This is a genomic window from Nonomuraea sp. NPDC050451 (assembly GCF_044458585.1).
The window spans coordinates 275716-291998 of record NZ_JBITHZ010000011.1 but is presented as its reverse complement, the minus strand read 5'-3'; the positions used below and the strand labels follow the sequence as shown (position 1 = coordinate 291998).

Here is a 16283-nt window from a genome sequence, read left to right as displayed (position 1 = left end):
AGGAAAGGAACGCCATGACCCCCCATATCCGGACAGCCGCATTAGCACTGGCCGTCCTCCTCACCGCGGCCGCGTGCGCCAAGGCGGAGGCGCCGCAGAGCGCGCCCGCCGCCGCGAGCACGGCGGGGCAGCAGGTCGTGCAGTCGCCCAGCGGCTCGGCCGGGCCGACGTGCACGCTGGATCAGTTCGGCGGGACGAAGTTCGACCTCAAGACGGCCACGGTCGGGTTCTCCCAGTCGGAGAAGGAGGCCAACCCCTTCCGCATCGCCGAGACCAAATCGATCAAGGACGAGGCCGCCAAACTCGGCATCGCGAACCTCAAGGTCACCAACGCCCAGTCGCAGTTCTCCAAGCAGATCACCGACGTTCAGCAGCTCATCGCCCAGGGCGTGCGGCTCCTGGTCATCGCGCCCCTGAACTCCGACGGCTGGGAGCCGGTCCTCCAGCAGGCCGCCGCCAAGAAGATCCCGATCATCACGGTGGACCGGAAGATCAACGCCAAGGCGTGCAGCGACTACCTGACGTTCATCGGCTCGGACTTCTACGAGCAGGGCAAGCGCGCCGCCGACCGCATGATCGAGGCGCTGAACGGCAAGGGCAAGGTCGCCATCCTCCTCGGCGCCCCTGGCAACAACGTCACCACCGAGCGTACGAACGGCTTCAAGGACCGCGTCAAGGAGAAGGCGCCCGGGATCACGATCTCGTTCGAGCAGACCGGCGAGTTCGCCCGCGAGAAGGGACAGCAGGTCACCGAGCAGCTCATCCAGTCCAACCCCGACATCAACGGCATCTACGCCGAGAACGACGAGATGGCCCTGGGCGCCGTCACCGCGCTGAAGGGCGCGGGCAAGGAGCCCGGCGACATCAAGATCGTGTCGGTGGACGGCACCCGCAGCGCCGTCCAGGGCATCGCCGACGGCTGGCTGCACGCGGTCATCGAGTCGAACCCCCGCTTCGGGCCGCTCGCCTTCGAGACCGCCCAGAAGTTCCTCGACGGGCAGCCCATCCCGGACAAGGTGGTCATCTCCGACCGGGACTACGACACAGGCAACGCCAAGGACTCCCTCGGTGAGGCGTACTGACTTGGAACCGGTTCTCGAGGCCCGGGCGGTCAGCAAGCGCTTCCCCGGCGTACTCGCTCTCGACGGCGTGTCCCTCGCCCTCCGCCCGGGCGAGGTGCACGCCCTCGTAGGCGAGAACGGCGCGGGCAAGTCCACGCTGATCAAGGTCTTCACCGGCGTGTACCGGCCGGACGGCGGAGAGCTGCGCTACCAGGGCGCTCCCGCCGTCTTCGGCACACCCATGGAAGCGCAGCGCGCCGGGATCTCCACCATCTACCAGGAGGTCAACCTCGTCCCGATGATGAGCGTGGCCCGCAACCTGCTGCTCGGCCGCGAGCCGCGCGGCCGCTTCGGGGTGATCGACGCGGCCGCGATGAACGGGGAGGCGCAACGCGTTCTCGCCGGGTACGGGGTCGCGACCGACGTCCGCCGGCCGCTGCGCACCCTCGGGGTCGGGGCCCAGCAGATGGTCGCCCTGGCCAGGGCGGTCTCGGTGGACGCGCGGGTGGTCATCATGGACGAGCCCACGTCCTCGCTGGAGCCGCGCGAGGTGGAGACGCTGTTCGGGGTGATCCGGCGGCTACGGGACGCGGGGATCGCCGTCATGTACGTCAGCCATCGGCTGGACGAGCTGTACCGGGTATGCGACCAGGTGACGGTGCTGCGGGACGGCCGCGTCGCCCACTCGGGGCCGCTCGCGGAGGTGGAGCGGCTGCGGCTCATCTCGCTCATGCTGGGCCGTGACCTGAACGAGGTCCGTACGGGCGGCCTCACCCGCTTCTCCCGCACCCGCCACCGGAGCACCACCCTTGCACCGTCCCTGCCGAGCTCCGCAGCATCGGCGGGACCCGTAACGTCGGAGGAGCTTGCGGCCTCGGTGGGCCCGGCAGCCCGTGCCGCATCGGCGGGAGTCTCGACGTCGGAGGGACCGGCGACTTCCGAGGGGCCCGCGGCCTCGGTGGGCCCGGCAGCCCGTGCGGCGTCGGCGGGACTCCCGACGTCGGAGGGACTGGCGACCTCGGTGGGCTCAGCGGTTCCTGCGGCGTCGGCGGGAGCCGTGACGCCGTCGGGGCATGCGGCGTCGCAGGGAGGTGCGACCCTCGGCGGTGTTTCAGCTGCTGTCTCTGGCGAGGGTGATGCCTCTGTGGCGGTGGGCGGCGGTGTTTCCGCCGAAGACGGGCGGGGGAGCGCCGTGGTCGAGGCGCGGGGGCTTTCGCGTCGTCACGTTCTCGACGGCGTGGACGTGGCCATCGCGCCCGGTGAGGTCGTCGGGCTGGGCGGACTGCTGGGCGCGGGACGGACCGAGACAGCGAAGGCCATCGTCGGCGCGCTCCCGCTCGACGGCGGCCAGGTGCTCGTGGCGGGCCGGCCACTCAAAAGAGGGACGACGGCGGCGATCAGGGCGGGGGTGAGCCTGTTGCCCGAGGACCGCAAGGCCGAGGGCATCATCCCGACCCTCTCGGTGCGGGAGAACATCGCGCTGGCCGCCCTCCCCAGTCTCGGTACGGCAGGCGTGGTGTCCGATGCGAAGATCGACCGGGTGGTCGAGATCTTCATGCGGAGGCTGAGGATCAAGGCCGCGTCGCCGCATCAGCTGGTGTCCGAGCTGTCCGGTGGCAACCAGCAGAAGGTGCTGCTGGCCCGCTGGCTGGCCGTACGACCCAAGGTGCTGCTGCTCGACGAGCCCACCCGGGGCATCGACGTCGGGGCGAAGGCCGAGGTGCAGGCGCTGATCGACGAGCTGGCCGAGGAAGGGCTGGGCGTGCTGCTGATCTCCTCCGATCTGGAGGAGCTGGTCGAGGGCGCCGACAGGATCCTGGTGCTGCGCGAGGGCGCGGTCGTCGGGGAGCTGTCGGGCGACGAGGTCACCGAGGAGAGGATCATGGCGACGATCGCGGAGCACACGGCCGTGGATCAGCCGCTCACGGATCAAAGGGCGGCTGGGGATCAGCCGGGCGTGGAGCAGGCGGGCGAGGAGCGGGCGGGCGAGGAGCGGGGCGATGGCTGAGCTCACCGTGCAGGCGCGTGTCGCGGTGCTCAAACCGCGCGTGTTCGCCTGGGTTCAGGACTACGGCGTGTACGCGGCGGTGCTGGCGCTGCTGCTGTTCAACGTGCTGTTCACCCCGCACTTCCTGGACGCGGCGAACTTCCGAACCCAGCTCGTCCAGGTCACCCCCATCGTGATCGTCTCGCTCGGGATGGCACTGGTGATCGGCACCCAGGGCATCGACCTGTCGGTCGGCTCGGTGATGGCGCTCGCGGCCGCGCTGGTCGTGCTCTACCTCGGGTACGGCTGGCTGCCCGCGCTGATCGTGGCCGTGGCCGGCGGCGCCGTGGTCGGGGCGGCCGGCGGGGCGCTGGTGGCGTACGTCGGAGTGCAGCCGATCGTGGCCACCCTGGCGCTGCTGGTCGGTGTACGCGGGCTGGCGAACGTCCTGGTGCCGCAGCTCGTCGAGTTCCGCAACCCGGACCTGATCGCGCTCGGCAGCAGCTCGGTCGCCGGGATCCCGGTCATCGTGCTCATCGCGGCGGCGCTGACGGTGGTCGTGCTGTTCGTGGTGCGGCGGACCACGTTCGGGCGGCAGGTGGTGGCGATCGGCGGCAACCGGTCGGCCAGCGAGCTGTCCGGGCTGCCGGTCAAACGCGTACTCCTGACCGTCTACGTGATCTCAGGGCTGCTGGCGGCGCTGGCCGGGGTGCTGGCCACGGCCCGGCTGCAGGCCAGCGACCCGACCTCGCTCGGGCTCTTCATCGAGCTGTCGGCGATCACGGCGGTCGTGGTCGGCGGCACCCCGCTGACCGGCGGCCGCATCAGGGTGCTGAGCACGGTCATGGGCGCGCTGCTCATGCAGCTGCTGTCGGCCACGCTGATCAAGCACAACCTGCCGCAGTCGTGGACCCAGATGGTCCAGGCGGTCATCATCCTCGCCGCCGTCTACGCCACCCGGGAGCGCCGATGAACCGTGAACAGGTGAGCCGCATCCTCCAGCAGCACGGCGCCATGATGGTGCTCGGCCTGCTGGTCATCGTGGGCAGCCTGGCGTTCGACTCGTTCGCCACGCCGGAGAACGCGGCCAGCGTCGTCGTGTCGTCGTCCTTCCTGGCGATCATCGCGATCGGGATGACGTTCGTCATCATCAGCGGCGGCATCGACCTGTCGGTGGGGTCGCTGTTCGTGCTCGGCGGCGTGCTGGCCGCGTACGGTTCGCAGTACGGGCTGATCGTGGCGCTGCTGCTGCCCCTGGCCGTGTGCGGGGTGGTCGGCCTGCTCCAGGGCCTGGTCATCGCGCGTACGGGGATGGCGCCGTTCATCGTGACCCTGGCGGGGCTGCTCGGCGTGCGCGGGCTGATGCTGGCGATCTCGAACGAGGGCGCCACCACCTATCTCGTGAAAAATCCGGCCTTCGCCACCTTGGGCCAGGGCGAGCTCCTCGGCCTGTCGTACCCCGTCCACATCACGATCGTCCTGGCCCTGCTGGCGATGGTCCTGCTGCAACGCACCGGTTTCGGCCAGAACGTCTACGCCATCGGCGGCAACGAGCAGGCGGCGGCCTTCATGGGCGTCCCGGTCGTACGCACGAAGGTCTACGTGTACGTCATGTCCGCCCTCCTCGCGGGCCTGGCGGGGGCGTTGAACGCCGCCCGGCTCTCCTCCGGGGTGACGATCCTCGGTATCGGCCTCGAACTGGACGCCATCGCGGCCGTGGTGATCGGCGGCACCCTGCTGACCGGGGGAGCGGGCGGCATCACCGGGACCGTGGCCGGCGTGCTGCTGCTCGGCGTCATCCAGAGTCTGATCAACCAGGTGGGGAGCCTGACGTCGGCGTTCCAGCAGGTGGTGAGTGGGATGTTCCTGGCGCTGGTCGTGGTGGCGCAGCGGCTGCTGAGCAAGGCGCAGCGGCTCACGTAAGGGCGAGCGGGCGCCGTACGTGACCGGCGGGGCGGTCTGCCGAAGACCGTCGAGCGGCAGGTCGTCCATGGCCGCTGTACCCACTACGCGGACGGGAAGAAGGCTCACGATTGATGTAAGCCGTTTGCAAGATTCGCCGCTCATAATGCGCCCATGCCGCCGATAACTGAACTCAGAGCAGGAGATCCCTCCGGTCTCGGAGGCTACGAGATCCGGGGACGGCTGGGAGAAGGCGTTCAGGGTGTCGTCTACCTGGGCGTCGACGAGCAGGGGAGGCAGGCGGCCGTCAAATGGCTGCGGCCTGAGCTGGCAGGTGACGGGGCGGCGGCGGAGCGGTTCGCCAGGGAGGTGGCGGCGGCGCAGCGGGTGGCGCCGTTCTGCACCGCGAAGGTGCTGGACAGCGGCGTGCACGAGGGCCGCCCGTACATCGTCAGCGAGTACGTGGACGGCTTGGCGCTGGAGCGGGCGGTGCGCGAGGAGGGGCCGCGCACCGGGCCCGCGCTGCACCGGCTGGCCATCGGCACCGCCACCGCCCTCGCCGCGATCCACCAGGCCGGCATCGTGCACCGCGACTTCAGCCCCGGCAACGTGCTGCTGGGCAGCGAGGGGCCCAGGGTGATCGGGTTCGGCATCGCCAGGGCGCTCGACGTGACCTCCGGCGACACGACCGTGCCCGTGGGCGATTCGGCGTTCCTGGCGCCCGAGCAGCTCCTCGGGGATCCCACCGGGCCGGCGGCCGACATGTTCGCCTGGGCGTGCACCATCGTCTTCGCGGCCTCCGGCGCGGGGCCGTTCGCGGCCGGCAACATGCCCGCGACGGTGCAGCGCGTGCTCAACGCCGAGCCGGACCTGGGGCGGTTGACGGGCACGTTGCGGGAGCTGGTCGCGGCCTGCCTGTCCAAGGACCCCGGTCGGCGGCCGACGGCCGAGCAGGTGATCCACCGCCTTCTGGAGCACCCGACCTCGAACCCGGACGCCCTCCACCACGCCGCAGCCGCCTTCGGCGCCACCCCTCCGACAGGCGGGCCCTCGGTGGGCGGGCCGCCTTCGGTTGGCGGCGGGTCTCCGGTTGGTGGCGCGGCCCCGCCGGGTGGCGCTGCTCCTGTGGGTGGCGCGTCTTCGCCAGGCGGCGCAACGCCGGTGGGCTCCGCGTCTTCGGCGGGCGGCGGGTCGTCGGCGGGTGGCTGGCCTCCTCCGGCGGGCGGGGCGTATTCGCCGGGGGCGGGGCCTTCGGCGGGTAGCGGGCCGTCAGCAGGCGGTGTGCCTTCGGCTGGTGGCGGGGCTTCGCCGGGCGACTCTCCGGCGGGTGGGTGGTCTCCGGCGGGCGGGGCGCCTTCGCCTGGCGGTGTGGGGTCGCCGGGAGGCGGTGTGGGGTCGCCGGGTGGCGGGGTGCCGTCTCGTGGTGTGGGGTCGCCGAGTGGCGGGGTGCCGGTCGGAGGCGGGGGGTCTGTGTGGCAGGTGCCTGGTGGTGAGCGGGCCGGTGGGTCGGGGCCGCAGGGGTGGGCCGGGCAGCCGCCGTACCCCCAGTCGCCGTATCCCCCGCCGACCCCTCCGCCGCCCGGTCAGTATCGGCCGTTGCGTGGGGATCAGCCGCCCGGCGGGCGGCCGGGGTTCGAGCCGCCCGCCCCCTTCCAGCGCCCGGGCACACCGCCCAGGGGCATCCCGTACGGAGGCCCGCCCCCGAGCCCGTCCGGTAACCGGCGGAACTGGGTGATCGGGGGAGCCATCGCGGGCGTGGCGCTGGTGGCGGCGATCGCCATCGTCGTGGTGACCGTCGTCAACCTGCCGCCCAAGCCGAAGGCCCTCCCCACGCCCGTCCCCGCCACCACCACGACGGCGTCCCCGAGCCCCACCGTGTCCCCGGTCCCGACCGCGAACCTCACCCCGGTCCGGCTCCCCGACACCGACGCCACCGTGTACGAGAGCCCGGACGACCCGATCAGGCTGACGACGTACATGGTCATGGACCCCAAGTCCAAGGACTGGGTGTACTACGCCCGCGACTCCCTGACGGGAGGTTTCACGAAATATCGGGGCCAGTGGGAGAGCATGCTCTCCCCAGACGGCCGCTACCTCGCCCAGCGCGGCAAGAACTTCATCGACAACTACGACTCCGTGGAGATCACCGACAAGACGACCGGCGAGCGGTTCTCGATCAAGACCTCGCGGCAGCCGCTCAGCGCGTACATCCAGGCCTGGTCCCGCGACAGCACCCGCGTCCTGGTCAACGTCGGCAACCCCGTCAAGGACACCTGGCAGTCGACCGGCTTCGCCATCGTGGACGTGACCACCAGGAAGGCCACGGTCGCCTCACTCCGGGAGGGCTCGCTGAAGAACATCAGGTACGGCTTCGACGACACCGACACCGGCGTGGTCGCCATGTCGATCAACGCCGAGCAGCAGGCCCTGCGCTTCTTCGACGCCGGCGGCCTGCGCGTCCGCCGCATCCCGAACGTGGGCGCCGGCATCGCCGACGAGCTGTTCTCGCCGTCGGGCAGGCTGTTCGTCACCGACTGCCCGGGTCTGGAAAGCGGCAACAACTGCGTGTACGACAGCCGGACCGGCGCCGAGGTGAAGCGGATCGAGTCGGCCTGCGGCGGCCTGGCCGCCTGGTTCGACGACGATCACCTGCTCTGCTGGGTGCGCCCGGACAGCACCTCCGACAAGCAGCAGGTCCAGGTGATCGACTTCACCGGGAAGATGGTGCGCCTGCTGGCCGAGGTCCCGACCAGGGGCGACGAACTCGAGGTCGTCTACACGTTCCGCAAGGACTGACGCACCCGGCCGCGCGGCTTCAGCCGCGTGGTGGGCAGGACGGGCGCGGGGAGCGGCGCCCCGTCGAACCCCTCGACGGCGCCGAACCCCTCGCCCTCCATCCAGTCCTTCCGGAACGCGGCGATCTCGTCGTGGGAGCGGCCGACGAAGTTCCACCACATGACGATCTCCTCGCCGAAGGGCTCGCCGCCGATCAGCAGGACCCGGCCGCGCCCCGACAGCCGCAGCGCGGACCGCCCCGGCGGCAGGTATACCAGCGGCCCGGGCTCCAGATGCTCGACCGCGCCGTCGAGCAGCAGCACGCCGTGCTCGAACCCGGGCGAGAGCGGCACCTCGCACGCGCCGTCCACCGCGATCTGGGCCCCCACCAGCGGGCTGAACGCGGTGGCGGGCGATTCGACCCCGCCGAGCGACCCCATGACGACGATCGCCTCGAAACCGGGCCCCGTGAGCACGGGCAGCGCCGGATGGTGTTCGAACGCGGGCCCGGTGTGCCGGTGCTCGCCGGGCAGAGCCACCCACAGCTGCACCCCGTGCAGCACCGACTCCGGCGACTCCTCGGAATGGGAGATGCCCCGGCCGGCCGTCATCAGGTTCAGCTGGCCGGGGCGGATCTCCTGCAGGCTGCCCAGGCTGTCGCGGTGCAGCACCTCGCCCTCGACCAGCCAGCTCACCGTCTGCAGCCCGGTGTGCGGGTGCGGCGGCACCCGCATCGTGGCGCGCTGCGGCCCGTAGGCGTCCACGAAGCACCACGCGCCGATCATGCGCCGGTGCACGCCCGGCAGCGTCCTGCTCACCAGCATCGCGCGTGGCCCGCCCAGCGGCACCTCGCGCCCCATCAGCACCTCGCCGTCCGCGCCCGCCTCGGCGCCGCAGCGGATCTCCTGCGGGTCAAGCTCCAGGTTGCTCACGCCATGACTGTACGGGCTGCGGCGCGCCAGGAAGCCGGGCAGGGGTCAGCTCAGGATCTCCCACCAGCCCTCCACCACCTGGGCGGCGGAGGTGTCCACGGCCTCGCCGGGGCGGGGGACGACGATCTTGACGTCCCGCGCCTTGGACTCGCGCCACAGCCGTTCCACCGGCTCGGACCACGGGTGCAGGGCCAGCGTGAAGGTCGCCCAGTGGACGGGGAGCAGCAGAGAGCCGCCCAGGTCGAGATGGGCGTTGACGGCCTCCTCCGGGTTCATGTGGATGTCGGGCCAGGCGGGGCTGTAGGCGCCGATCGGCATCAGCGTCAGGTCGAACGGCCCGTGCTGCGACCCGATGCCCCGGTAACCCTCGAAGTATCCGGAGTCGCCCGCGTAGAAGACCCGCTTGTTCGCCCCGGCCACCACCCAGGACCCCCACAACGTGTCATTACGGGTGAAGGCCCGGCCGGAGAAGTGCCGGGCCGCCGTGGCGACGAAGCGCAGCCCCGCCACCTCGGCCTCCTCCTCCCAGTCGAGCTCGATGATCCGGAACGCCGGCACGCCCCACCGCTCCAGGTGCGCCCCGATGCCCAGCGGCACCAGGAACGGGGCCTTCTGCGTCCTGATCAGCGAGCGCACGGTCGCCAGGTCGAGGTGGTCGTAGTGGTCGTGCGAGATCGCGATGGCGTCGACCAGCGGCAGCTCGCCGAGCTCGACGGGCACCGGGTGGTGCCGCTTGGGGCCGACGAACTGCGAAGGGGAGGGCCGCTTGCTCCACACCGGGTCGAACAGCACCCGCTTGCCCTCGATCTCCACCAGCGTCGAGGCGTGGCCGTACCAGATCGCGCGCAGGCCGTCGGCGGGCGGCGGGTCGGACGGGGGGACGCGCAGCGGGATGGGGCCCGCGGGGCGGCGCTGCTCCTTGTTCTTGGCCAGTTCGCCGAGCAGGCCGGCGGGCGGGGCCGTCATCATGTTGGTCGGCTCCGGCATCGGGTTGAAGAACGTGCCGTCCCTGAACTGCGGTGAGCGCCGCATCCGCGCCGTCCGGTCCGGCCCCGACGTCAGAGGCCGTACGCCCAGCTCGGCGGGGACCTCGCGCAACGCCCAGCCCGCAGCCGCCAGGGCCACGCCGCCCGCGAGGACCCGCCGTGCCGTACGCATTCCTGCCATCAGCCACACTCCCCTGGAAAGTCTGTGCATCCCGCTCAACCGAGCGGGATTCCCCGGTGTTCCCGTCCTAAGATATATCGCGATAGGTCAGGCCGCTTCGATCGCTTCGCCGACGCTCCCCAGCGTGCGGCGACCTCATCGACCGGAAGAACCTACCGGTCGTCATCCTCGCGCCTCGCGGCAGCCCCCGTCGCGATCGGACGGGGTGTCGCCGCACCCGGGTTCGCGGCCTCGATCGGGGAACGGCCACGGGTTGGGACGGCAGCGGCCCAGCGACTTCGACTGCTGGGTCATGACGGGGGCGAGCCGTCCGGGCCCGGGACAGGGCTCGTGGCCGTGCCCCAGGCTGTGCCCGACCTCGTGGCTGATCAAATAGGCCCGGTACGCGGCCAGGTCGCCGCGGTACTGCGGGACACCCTTCGCCCAGCGCAGGGCGTTGATGACCGAGCGGGTGCCGTTCCAGCAGGACAGCTCGCCCCCGGTGCGGAGGGGCCGGCACTGGAGGGTGGTGAGCAAGGGGCTGGACAGGGCGACGCGGACGTGCACCGGGCCGTGGTCGACGCGCTCGAAGCGCGCCCAGCCGCGTACGTCGTTGAGCACCCGATGCACGTCGGCGGCGAACACGGCCGGGTCGAACGGCAGGCCGGACTCCACCTCCACCACGTACCGCACCACCTCCCCTGACCCCGGCCGGGCGGGCGCGCCGCCGGGCACGACCGCGTACCGGCCCGAGGCGGCGTACGGGACCCACACCTCCTTGGCGGGCGGCCGCTTGGCGACGCGCTTCCTGGGGGTGGGGGGAGGCTGGATCGGCGAAGGCGCGGGTACGGGTGCGGGCGGCGCGGAGGCGCAGGAGGTCACCAGCAGGAGCAGCATCAGGAGTGCGAGCAGCGGCAACACGGCCTCCCCACGGCGTCACGGTGGGGAGGAATCCGATGTTACGTGAGTGCTTGCTGGGATTATCCGACGGCGGGCGCGTAGGGCGTGATGTCGATGGGCGGCTCCTCGCCCAGGGCGAGCGCGGCGGCGATCTCGCCGGTGAACGGGCCCGCCGTCAGCCCGTACGCGCTCAGGCCCGTCGCCACCACCACGCGCCCGGTCAGCGGCCCGATGAGAGGGGAGCCGGGGGCGTACACGGGGCGCAGGCCCACCCTGGTCTCCGCGACCGTCGCGTTGAACAGCCCGGGCGCCACCCGCAGCCCCGCCTGGATCACCTCGTCCAGCCCGCCCAGCGTGACCCGCGGGGCGAACCCCACGTCCTCCACGGTCGCCCCGATCACGACGCGGGAGTCGGGGAAGCCCAGCAGGTACGGCCCGACCCTCGGCAGCACGATCGGCCACCACGCGGTGTCCACGCCCTCCAGCGTCACGTGCATGATCTGCCCCCGCCGGGGGAACACCGGCAGCTCCACGCCCAAGGGCCGGCACACCTCGCCCGTCCAGGCCCCGGCGGCCACGATCACCATGTCGGCGTCGAGCGGCTCGCCCTGACCGGCGAACCGGCGCGCCCCCATCGGCACGGGAGGCTCGGCCGCCCGCGCGACGGGCGCGCCCTGGCGCCAGGACCCGCCCTGATCGAGGGGCTCGTCGGGCACGCCCGCGGCCGCCTGGGCCGGGATCCACGGCTCGCCCTCGGCGGGCGCCTCGCCGGCCAGGGCGTGCACGAACACCTCACCGCCCGGGGTGAGCCGCGCGGCGCCCACGCGTACCTCCGCCCCCTGCGACACGGCGGCGCGCAGGAGCTCGTCGCGGACCGAGCAGCCGTCCACGCGCGCCGCGCCCGGCACGAGGATGGCGCTCAGGTCGTCGGACAGCGGCGGGAACAGCTCGGACGGGGTCGCCACGTCGATGACGTCGCCCATCTCGGGCGCGCCGGCGTGGCGGCGGCGCAGCAGGGCGCGCACCGGCTCCAGGTCGGCCGGATCCGCGGCGACCAGCAGCGCGCCCACCTTGGCGTAGCCGATGTCCTCGCCCAGCGCCTCCACCAGCCCCGGGTAGCGGCGGGTGCCCTCGCGGGTCAGCCGGTACCAGTCGTCGTCCTCCGGGTGGTCCACCCACGGGCACACGATGCCGGCCCCCGCCTGGGTGGCCTCGCCCGGATATCCGCCGTCCACCACGGTCACCGCGGCGCCCTGCCGGCTCAGGTAGTAGGCCGCACTGGCTCCGACGATGCCGCTCCCGATCACCACAACACGCATGCGTCCCATGATCCCAGTCCGCCTGGCCTCGGCTGATACGGGGATCGCCCCCTTACCTACCGCATACCCCGGCGCGGGCCTCTCAGTGCTCGGCCCGGTGGCCGGGCACGTCGCCCCCGTGCGGGGGCTGGCACGCGGGGTCCGGACGGCTATGGTCAGCGCATGAACGTCGCCGTCACGAGGATCGACCTGCCGTGGCCCGCCCGGGTCGCCGCGTCGGACGGGACCACGGTCTGGTGCTCGGCGGACGGCCGGATGCGGGTCTACACCGCCTCCGGCGCGCCGCTGGACGGCGGCGAGGCCGTGCGGCTGCCGGAGCTGAGCTCCCTGGCGGCGGTCCCGGCGACCGTGCCGCGCACGGCGGGCGTGCCGGGCACGCTGCCCGAGACCGTGGTCGTGCCCAGGACGTTCGCGGGGCCGCCCCATCTGGGCTCGTTATCCGAAAGCCCGCTGCGGGGAACGCTGGCGGGCACCGCGGCGGGCCGGGTCCACTGGCTCGACCCCACCGGCGCCCCGCTCGCCGGCGCCCCCTTCGACGGCCGCGTGCTCGCGGGCGGCGGCGAGATCTGGGCCGTCGGCGCGGAGCGGGCACGCAGGCTGACCGCCCCCGGCGAGCTCGGCGAACCGGTGGAGTTACCCGGCCTCGACCAGTGCGCGGTCGAGGGCGAGCGCCTGTGGTGGACCTCGAAGCAGGACACCTGGCTGCGCGGCGGCCCGAGGGAGGTGGACCTCTGGACGCGCGAGCGCGGCGGCATGACCGTGTGCGCGGGCTCCCTGTGGATCAGCGTGGCGGGCGGTCTGGAGCGGGTGTCCGCCTGGTCGGGGGAACAGCGCCGGTTCGTGAAGGTGCCGAAGGGGCCGGTGCCGTTCCTGGTCTGCGCGAACGGGGTGCTGGCGGGCGGAGGACGCGACCTGTTCACGCTGGCCCCGGCCGCAGGGGCCGCCGTCCGCGTGATCCGGCTGGGGCTGAAGGCCCGCCTCGCGCTGGTGGTCGCGGCCGGCAAGCACATCTGGGCCTTCCCCGCCGACCGTCCCGAGGCCCTGATCGTGCCGCTGTGAGAGCGCCGCCGGAATCGGCTCGCGCGGTGTCAGACTCGTGGTCGCAGGGCTCGTCCACTTCTCCGCCCGCCTCGTTCTTCGTCCGCTTCGCGAAGCTCAGCACGGAAGGGAATCCCGCAATGACCCAGACGGACAGTCACGTCCCGGCCGGTGCCTCCGTACGCCACCCGCTCGCGCCGCTCACCGAGGAGGAGGCGGGCGCGGCCTGCCGGGCGGCGCTGGCGTCCGGCGCGGTCGAGCCGGGGGCGCGCATCGTCTACTGCGCGCCGGCCGAGCCCGCCAAGGAGGCCGTGCTCGGCTGGGACGGCACGCCGCTGCCGCGCGAGGTCACGGTGGTCACGTACGAGAAGGGCCTCGGCAGGACGAGCGTGCTCACGGTCGGCGTGCCCGGCGGGGAGCTCGTCTCCTGCGTGTACGCGCCCGCCGCGCAGCCGCCGATCATGCTGGAGGAGTGGCGGGCCAACTCCGAGACCTTACGCGGCGACCCCGCCTTCCAGGCCGCGTGCGCCAGGCGCGGGGTCACCGACATGTCCATGGTCCAGATCGACCCCTGGCCGGCCGGCAACTTCGGGCTGCCCGTGGACGCCGAGGGCCGCAGGCTCGCCCGCTGCGTCGCGTACGTGCTCGACGGCCCCGGCGACAACGGCTACGCCCACCCGATCGAGAACCTCGTCGTGCTGCTCGACCGCGACACCGGCGAGATCGTCGAGCTCCAGGACGGCGAGGTCGTCCCGGTCCCGCGCGCCTCCGGCCGCTACGACGAGGGCACCCGCGAACTCGCGCCGCTGCGGATCGTCCAGCCCGACGGACCCGGCTTCACCGTGGACGACGGCGCGCTGCGCTGGGGCCCCTGGCAGCTTCGGGCGTCCATGCACCCCATCGAGGGCCTCGTGCTGCACGAGATCTGCTACGTCGAGGGCGAGCGCGCGCGGCCCGTCGTCTACCGGGCGAGCCTGTCGGAGATGGTCGTCCCGTACGGCTCCACCAGCATGAACCACTGGTGGAAGAACGCCTTCGACGCCGGCGACGTCGGCCTCGGGAAGATGGCCGACGCGCTGGAGCTCGGCTGCGACTGCCTCGGCGAGATCGTCTACCTCGACGCGGTGACCGTGGACGAGGACGGCACGCCCGCCACGATGCCCAACGCGATCTGCGTGCACGAGGAGGACTACGGCATCCTCTGGAAGCACTTCGACCTGATGGGGGACAAGTCGGAGGTCAGGAGGTCGCGGCGGCTGGTCGTGTCGTTCATCGCGACCGTCGGCAACTACGAGTACGGCTTCTTCTGGTACTTCTACCTCGACGGCACCATCCAGGCCGAGGTGAAGCTCACCGGCATCATCCAGACCCAGGCCGTCGCCCCCGGCACCACGGCCCCGTACGCGAACCTGGTCACCCCCGAGCTGGCCGGGCCGCACCACCAGCACCTGTTCAACTTCCGGCTGGACATGTGCCTCGACGGGCCGCTCAACTCGGTGTACGAGGTCGACGCCGTCCGCGTCCCGCCGGGGCCCGGCAACCCGTACGGGAACGCCTTCACCGCCTCCGAGACGCTGCTGAAGACCGAAGCTCAGGCGCAGCGGCTGGCCGACTCGGCGAAGGGCCGCCACTGGAAGATCGTCAACCACTCCTCGCGGAACGCCGTGGGGGAGCCGGTCGCGTACAAGCTGATCCCCACGCACGTCGGGCCCGTGCTCCTCGCCGGCGAGGAGGCCGCGATCAGCGGGCGGGCGGCCTTCGCGACCAAGCACCTGTGGGTGACGCCGTTCGCGGCCGGGGAGCGCCGGGCGGCGGGCGACTTCCCCAACCAGCACCCCGGCGGCGCGGGGCTGCCCGAGTGGACCGCCGCCGACCGGCCGGTCGTGGACGCCGACATCGTCCTCTGGTACACCGTCGGCACCACCCACTTCTGCCGCCCCGAGGATTTCCCGGTGATGCCGGTGGAGTACACGGGCTTCACGCTCAGGCCCGCCGGCTTCTTCGACCGCAACCCCGCGACCGACCTGGCCGCGGCCTCGGACGGAGGTTGCCACACGTAGTGCCGAACCCCTGGTCGAAGGCGTTATGATCATAGCGACGTCACGCCTGCGACGAGGAACGATGTCGAGCATCAAAGAGGTCGCCCGGCTCGCCGGGGTCTCCGTCGGCACGGTGAGCAATGTGCTCAACCGGCCTGACATGGTGGCCCCCGACACCCGGCTGCGGGTGCGGGCCGCGATCGCCCGCCTCGGCTATGTCCGCAACGGCTCCGCCCGGCAGCTGCGGGCCGGCCACAGCCGGACCATCGGCGTGGTCGCGCTCGACCTGGCCAACCCGTTCTTCATCGACGTGCTGCGCGGCGTCGAGACCGCCGCGCAGCGGGCCGAGCTCACCGTGATGGTCTTCAACAGCAACAAGGACGCCGACCGCGAGGCGGGGTTGCTGGAGACGTTCGAGGAGCAGCGCCCGCTGGGCGTCCTGATCACACCGGTCAACGACAGCGCCGAGGAGGAGCGGCTGAGCCGGCTCGTCTCGCGCGGCATCCCGGTGGTGCGCTTCGACAGCTCGGCCCCGCACAGCCACGGGTGCGCGGTCGCGGTCGACGACGTGCTCGGCGGGCGGATGGCCGGCCGGCACCTGCGCGAGCGGGGGCACCGCCACATCGCCTTCGCCGGCGGGCCGTTCACCGTGCGCCAGGTGCGGGAGCGGCACGAGGGCCTGTCCGCCGTGCTCTCGCCGGACGACCGGCTGACCGTCATCCCCCTGCCCGACCTCACCATCGCCACCGGGCGGCTGGCGGGCGAGGAGATCGCCACCCGGCCGCCGTCCGAGCGGCCCACCGCGGTCTTCTGCGCCAACGACCTGGTGGCCATCGGGGTGCTGCAGGAGATGACGCAGCGCGGGCTGCGGGTCCCGGACGACCTGGCCATCATCGGGTACGACGACATCGACTTCGCCGCGGCGGCCGCCGTGCCGCTGTCGTCCATCCGGCAGCCGCGCGAGCAGCTCGGGCACACGGCGGCCCTGATGCTGCTGGAGGAGGCCAACCGGCCCGCCGGCCACGAGCACCGCCAGGTGATCTTCCAGCCCGACCTGGTGGAACGCGCCTCCACCAGGTAACCCCGGCTGCGACGCGAGAGCCCGGCAGCCGGTGCCCCCTGGTGCGCGCAGGATCGGTGCGGCGCCGCGTGTGCGCGTTTCCCGGGCGGAGACGTGCCCCCTC

At 72.5% G+C, this 16283-nt stretch carries 12 protein-coding genes; 8 read left to right on the top strand and 4 right to left on the bottom strand.

The window, feature by feature from the left end:
• The first annotated feature begins 14 nt into the window (after positions 1–14).
• The 5 genes from ACIBI9_RS31690 to ACIBI9_RS31670 all read left to right on the top strand — a co-directional run bounded on the left by ACIBI9_RS31690 (position 15) and on the right by ACIBI9_RS31670 (position 7746).
• Entirely contained in the window at positions 15–1082 is a 1068-nt protein-coding gene (locus ACIBI9_RS31690; RefSeq protein ID WP_397227207.1) for an ABC transporter substrate-binding protein, read from the top strand.
• A 1-nt stretch (position 1083) separates the two neighbouring features.
• Entirely contained in the window at positions 1084–3069 is a 1986-nt protein-coding gene (locus ACIBI9_RS31685; protein ID WP_397227205.1) for an ATP-binding cassette domain-containing protein, read from the top strand.
• Positions 3062–4021, top strand: coding sequence for an ABC transporter permease (locus ACIBI9_RS31680; protein ID WP_397227203.1), 960 nt, complete (start codon positions 3062–3064; stop codon positions 4019–4021). The genes ACIBI9_RS31685 and ACIBI9_RS31680 overlap by 8 nt, the downstream gene beginning before the upstream one ends.
• Entirely contained in the window at positions 4018–4971 is a 954-nt protein-coding gene (locus ACIBI9_RS31675; protein ID WP_397227201.1) for an ABC transporter permease, read from the top strand. Before ACIBI9_RS31680 ends, ACIBI9_RS31675 begins: the two co-directional genes overlap by 4 nt.
• A 153-nt stretch (positions 4972–5124) precedes the next feature.
• Positions 5125–7746 carry a protein kinase gene (locus ACIBI9_RS31670; RefSeq protein WP_397227199.1) on the top strand — a complete coding sequence of 874 codons (2622 nt, stop codon included), beginning with the start codon at positions 5125–5127 and terminating at the stop codon, positions 7744–7746.
• Here ACIBI9_RS31670 and ACIBI9_RS31665 read toward each other — a convergent pair.
• The 4 genes from ACIBI9_RS31665 to ACIBI9_RS31650 all read right to left on the bottom strand — a co-directional run bounded on the left by ACIBI9_RS31665 (position 7725) and on the right by ACIBI9_RS31650 (position 12022).
• On the bottom strand, positions 7725–8657 hold the full coding sequence (locus ACIBI9_RS31665; RefSeq protein ID WP_397227197.1) for a pirin family protein: 933 nt from the start codon (positions 8655–8657) through the stop codon (positions 7725–7727). The two genes, ACIBI9_RS31670 and ACIBI9_RS31665, sit on opposite strands and share 22 nt — an antisense overlap.
• Before the next feature lie 45 nt (positions 8658–8702).
• Positions 8703–9824: an MBL fold metallo-hydrolase gene (locus ACIBI9_RS31660; RefSeq protein ID WP_397227195.1), complete on the bottom strand. Its 1122-nt coding sequence runs from the start codon at positions 9822–9824 to the stop codon at positions 8703–8705.
• Between the two features lie 162 nt (positions 9825–9986).
• Positions 9987–10724, bottom strand: coding sequence for a DUF3152 domain-containing protein (locus ACIBI9_RS31655; RefSeq protein WP_397227193.1), 738 nt, complete (start codon positions 10722–10724; stop codon positions 9987–9989).
• A gap of 59 nt (positions 10725–10783) precedes the next feature.
• Entirely contained in the window at positions 10784–12022 is a 1239-nt protein-coding gene (locus ACIBI9_RS31650; protein WP_397227191.1) for an NAD(P)/FAD-dependent oxidoreductase, read from the bottom strand.
• Between the two features lie 162 nt (positions 12023–12184).
• Here ACIBI9_RS31650 and ACIBI9_RS31645 point away from each other — a divergent pair, with 162 nt between their 5' ends.
• The 3 genes from ACIBI9_RS31645 to ACIBI9_RS31635 all read left to right on the top strand — a co-directional run bounded on the left by ACIBI9_RS31645 (position 12185) and on the right by ACIBI9_RS31635 (position 16180).
• A complete protein-coding gene (locus tag ACIBI9_RS31645; protein ID WP_397227189.1) occupies positions 12185–13081 on the top strand; it encodes a hypothetical protein in 897 nt (298 codons plus the stop codon).
• 119 nt (positions 13082–13200) lie between these two features.
• The gene (locus ACIBI9_RS31640) at positions 13201–15120 is read left to right on the top strand and encodes a primary-amine oxidase (protein WP_397227187.1); all 1920 of its coding nucleotides are present in this window, start codon (positions 13201–13203) and stop codon (positions 15118–15120) included.
• Positions 15121–15181: 61 nt separating this feature from the next.
• On the top strand, positions 15182–16180 hold the full coding sequence (locus tag ACIBI9_RS31635) for a LacI family DNA-binding transcriptional regulator (protein WP_397227185.1): 999 nt from the start codon (positions 15182–15184) through the stop codon (positions 16178–16180).
• Positions 16181–16283: the final 103 nt, after the last annotated feature.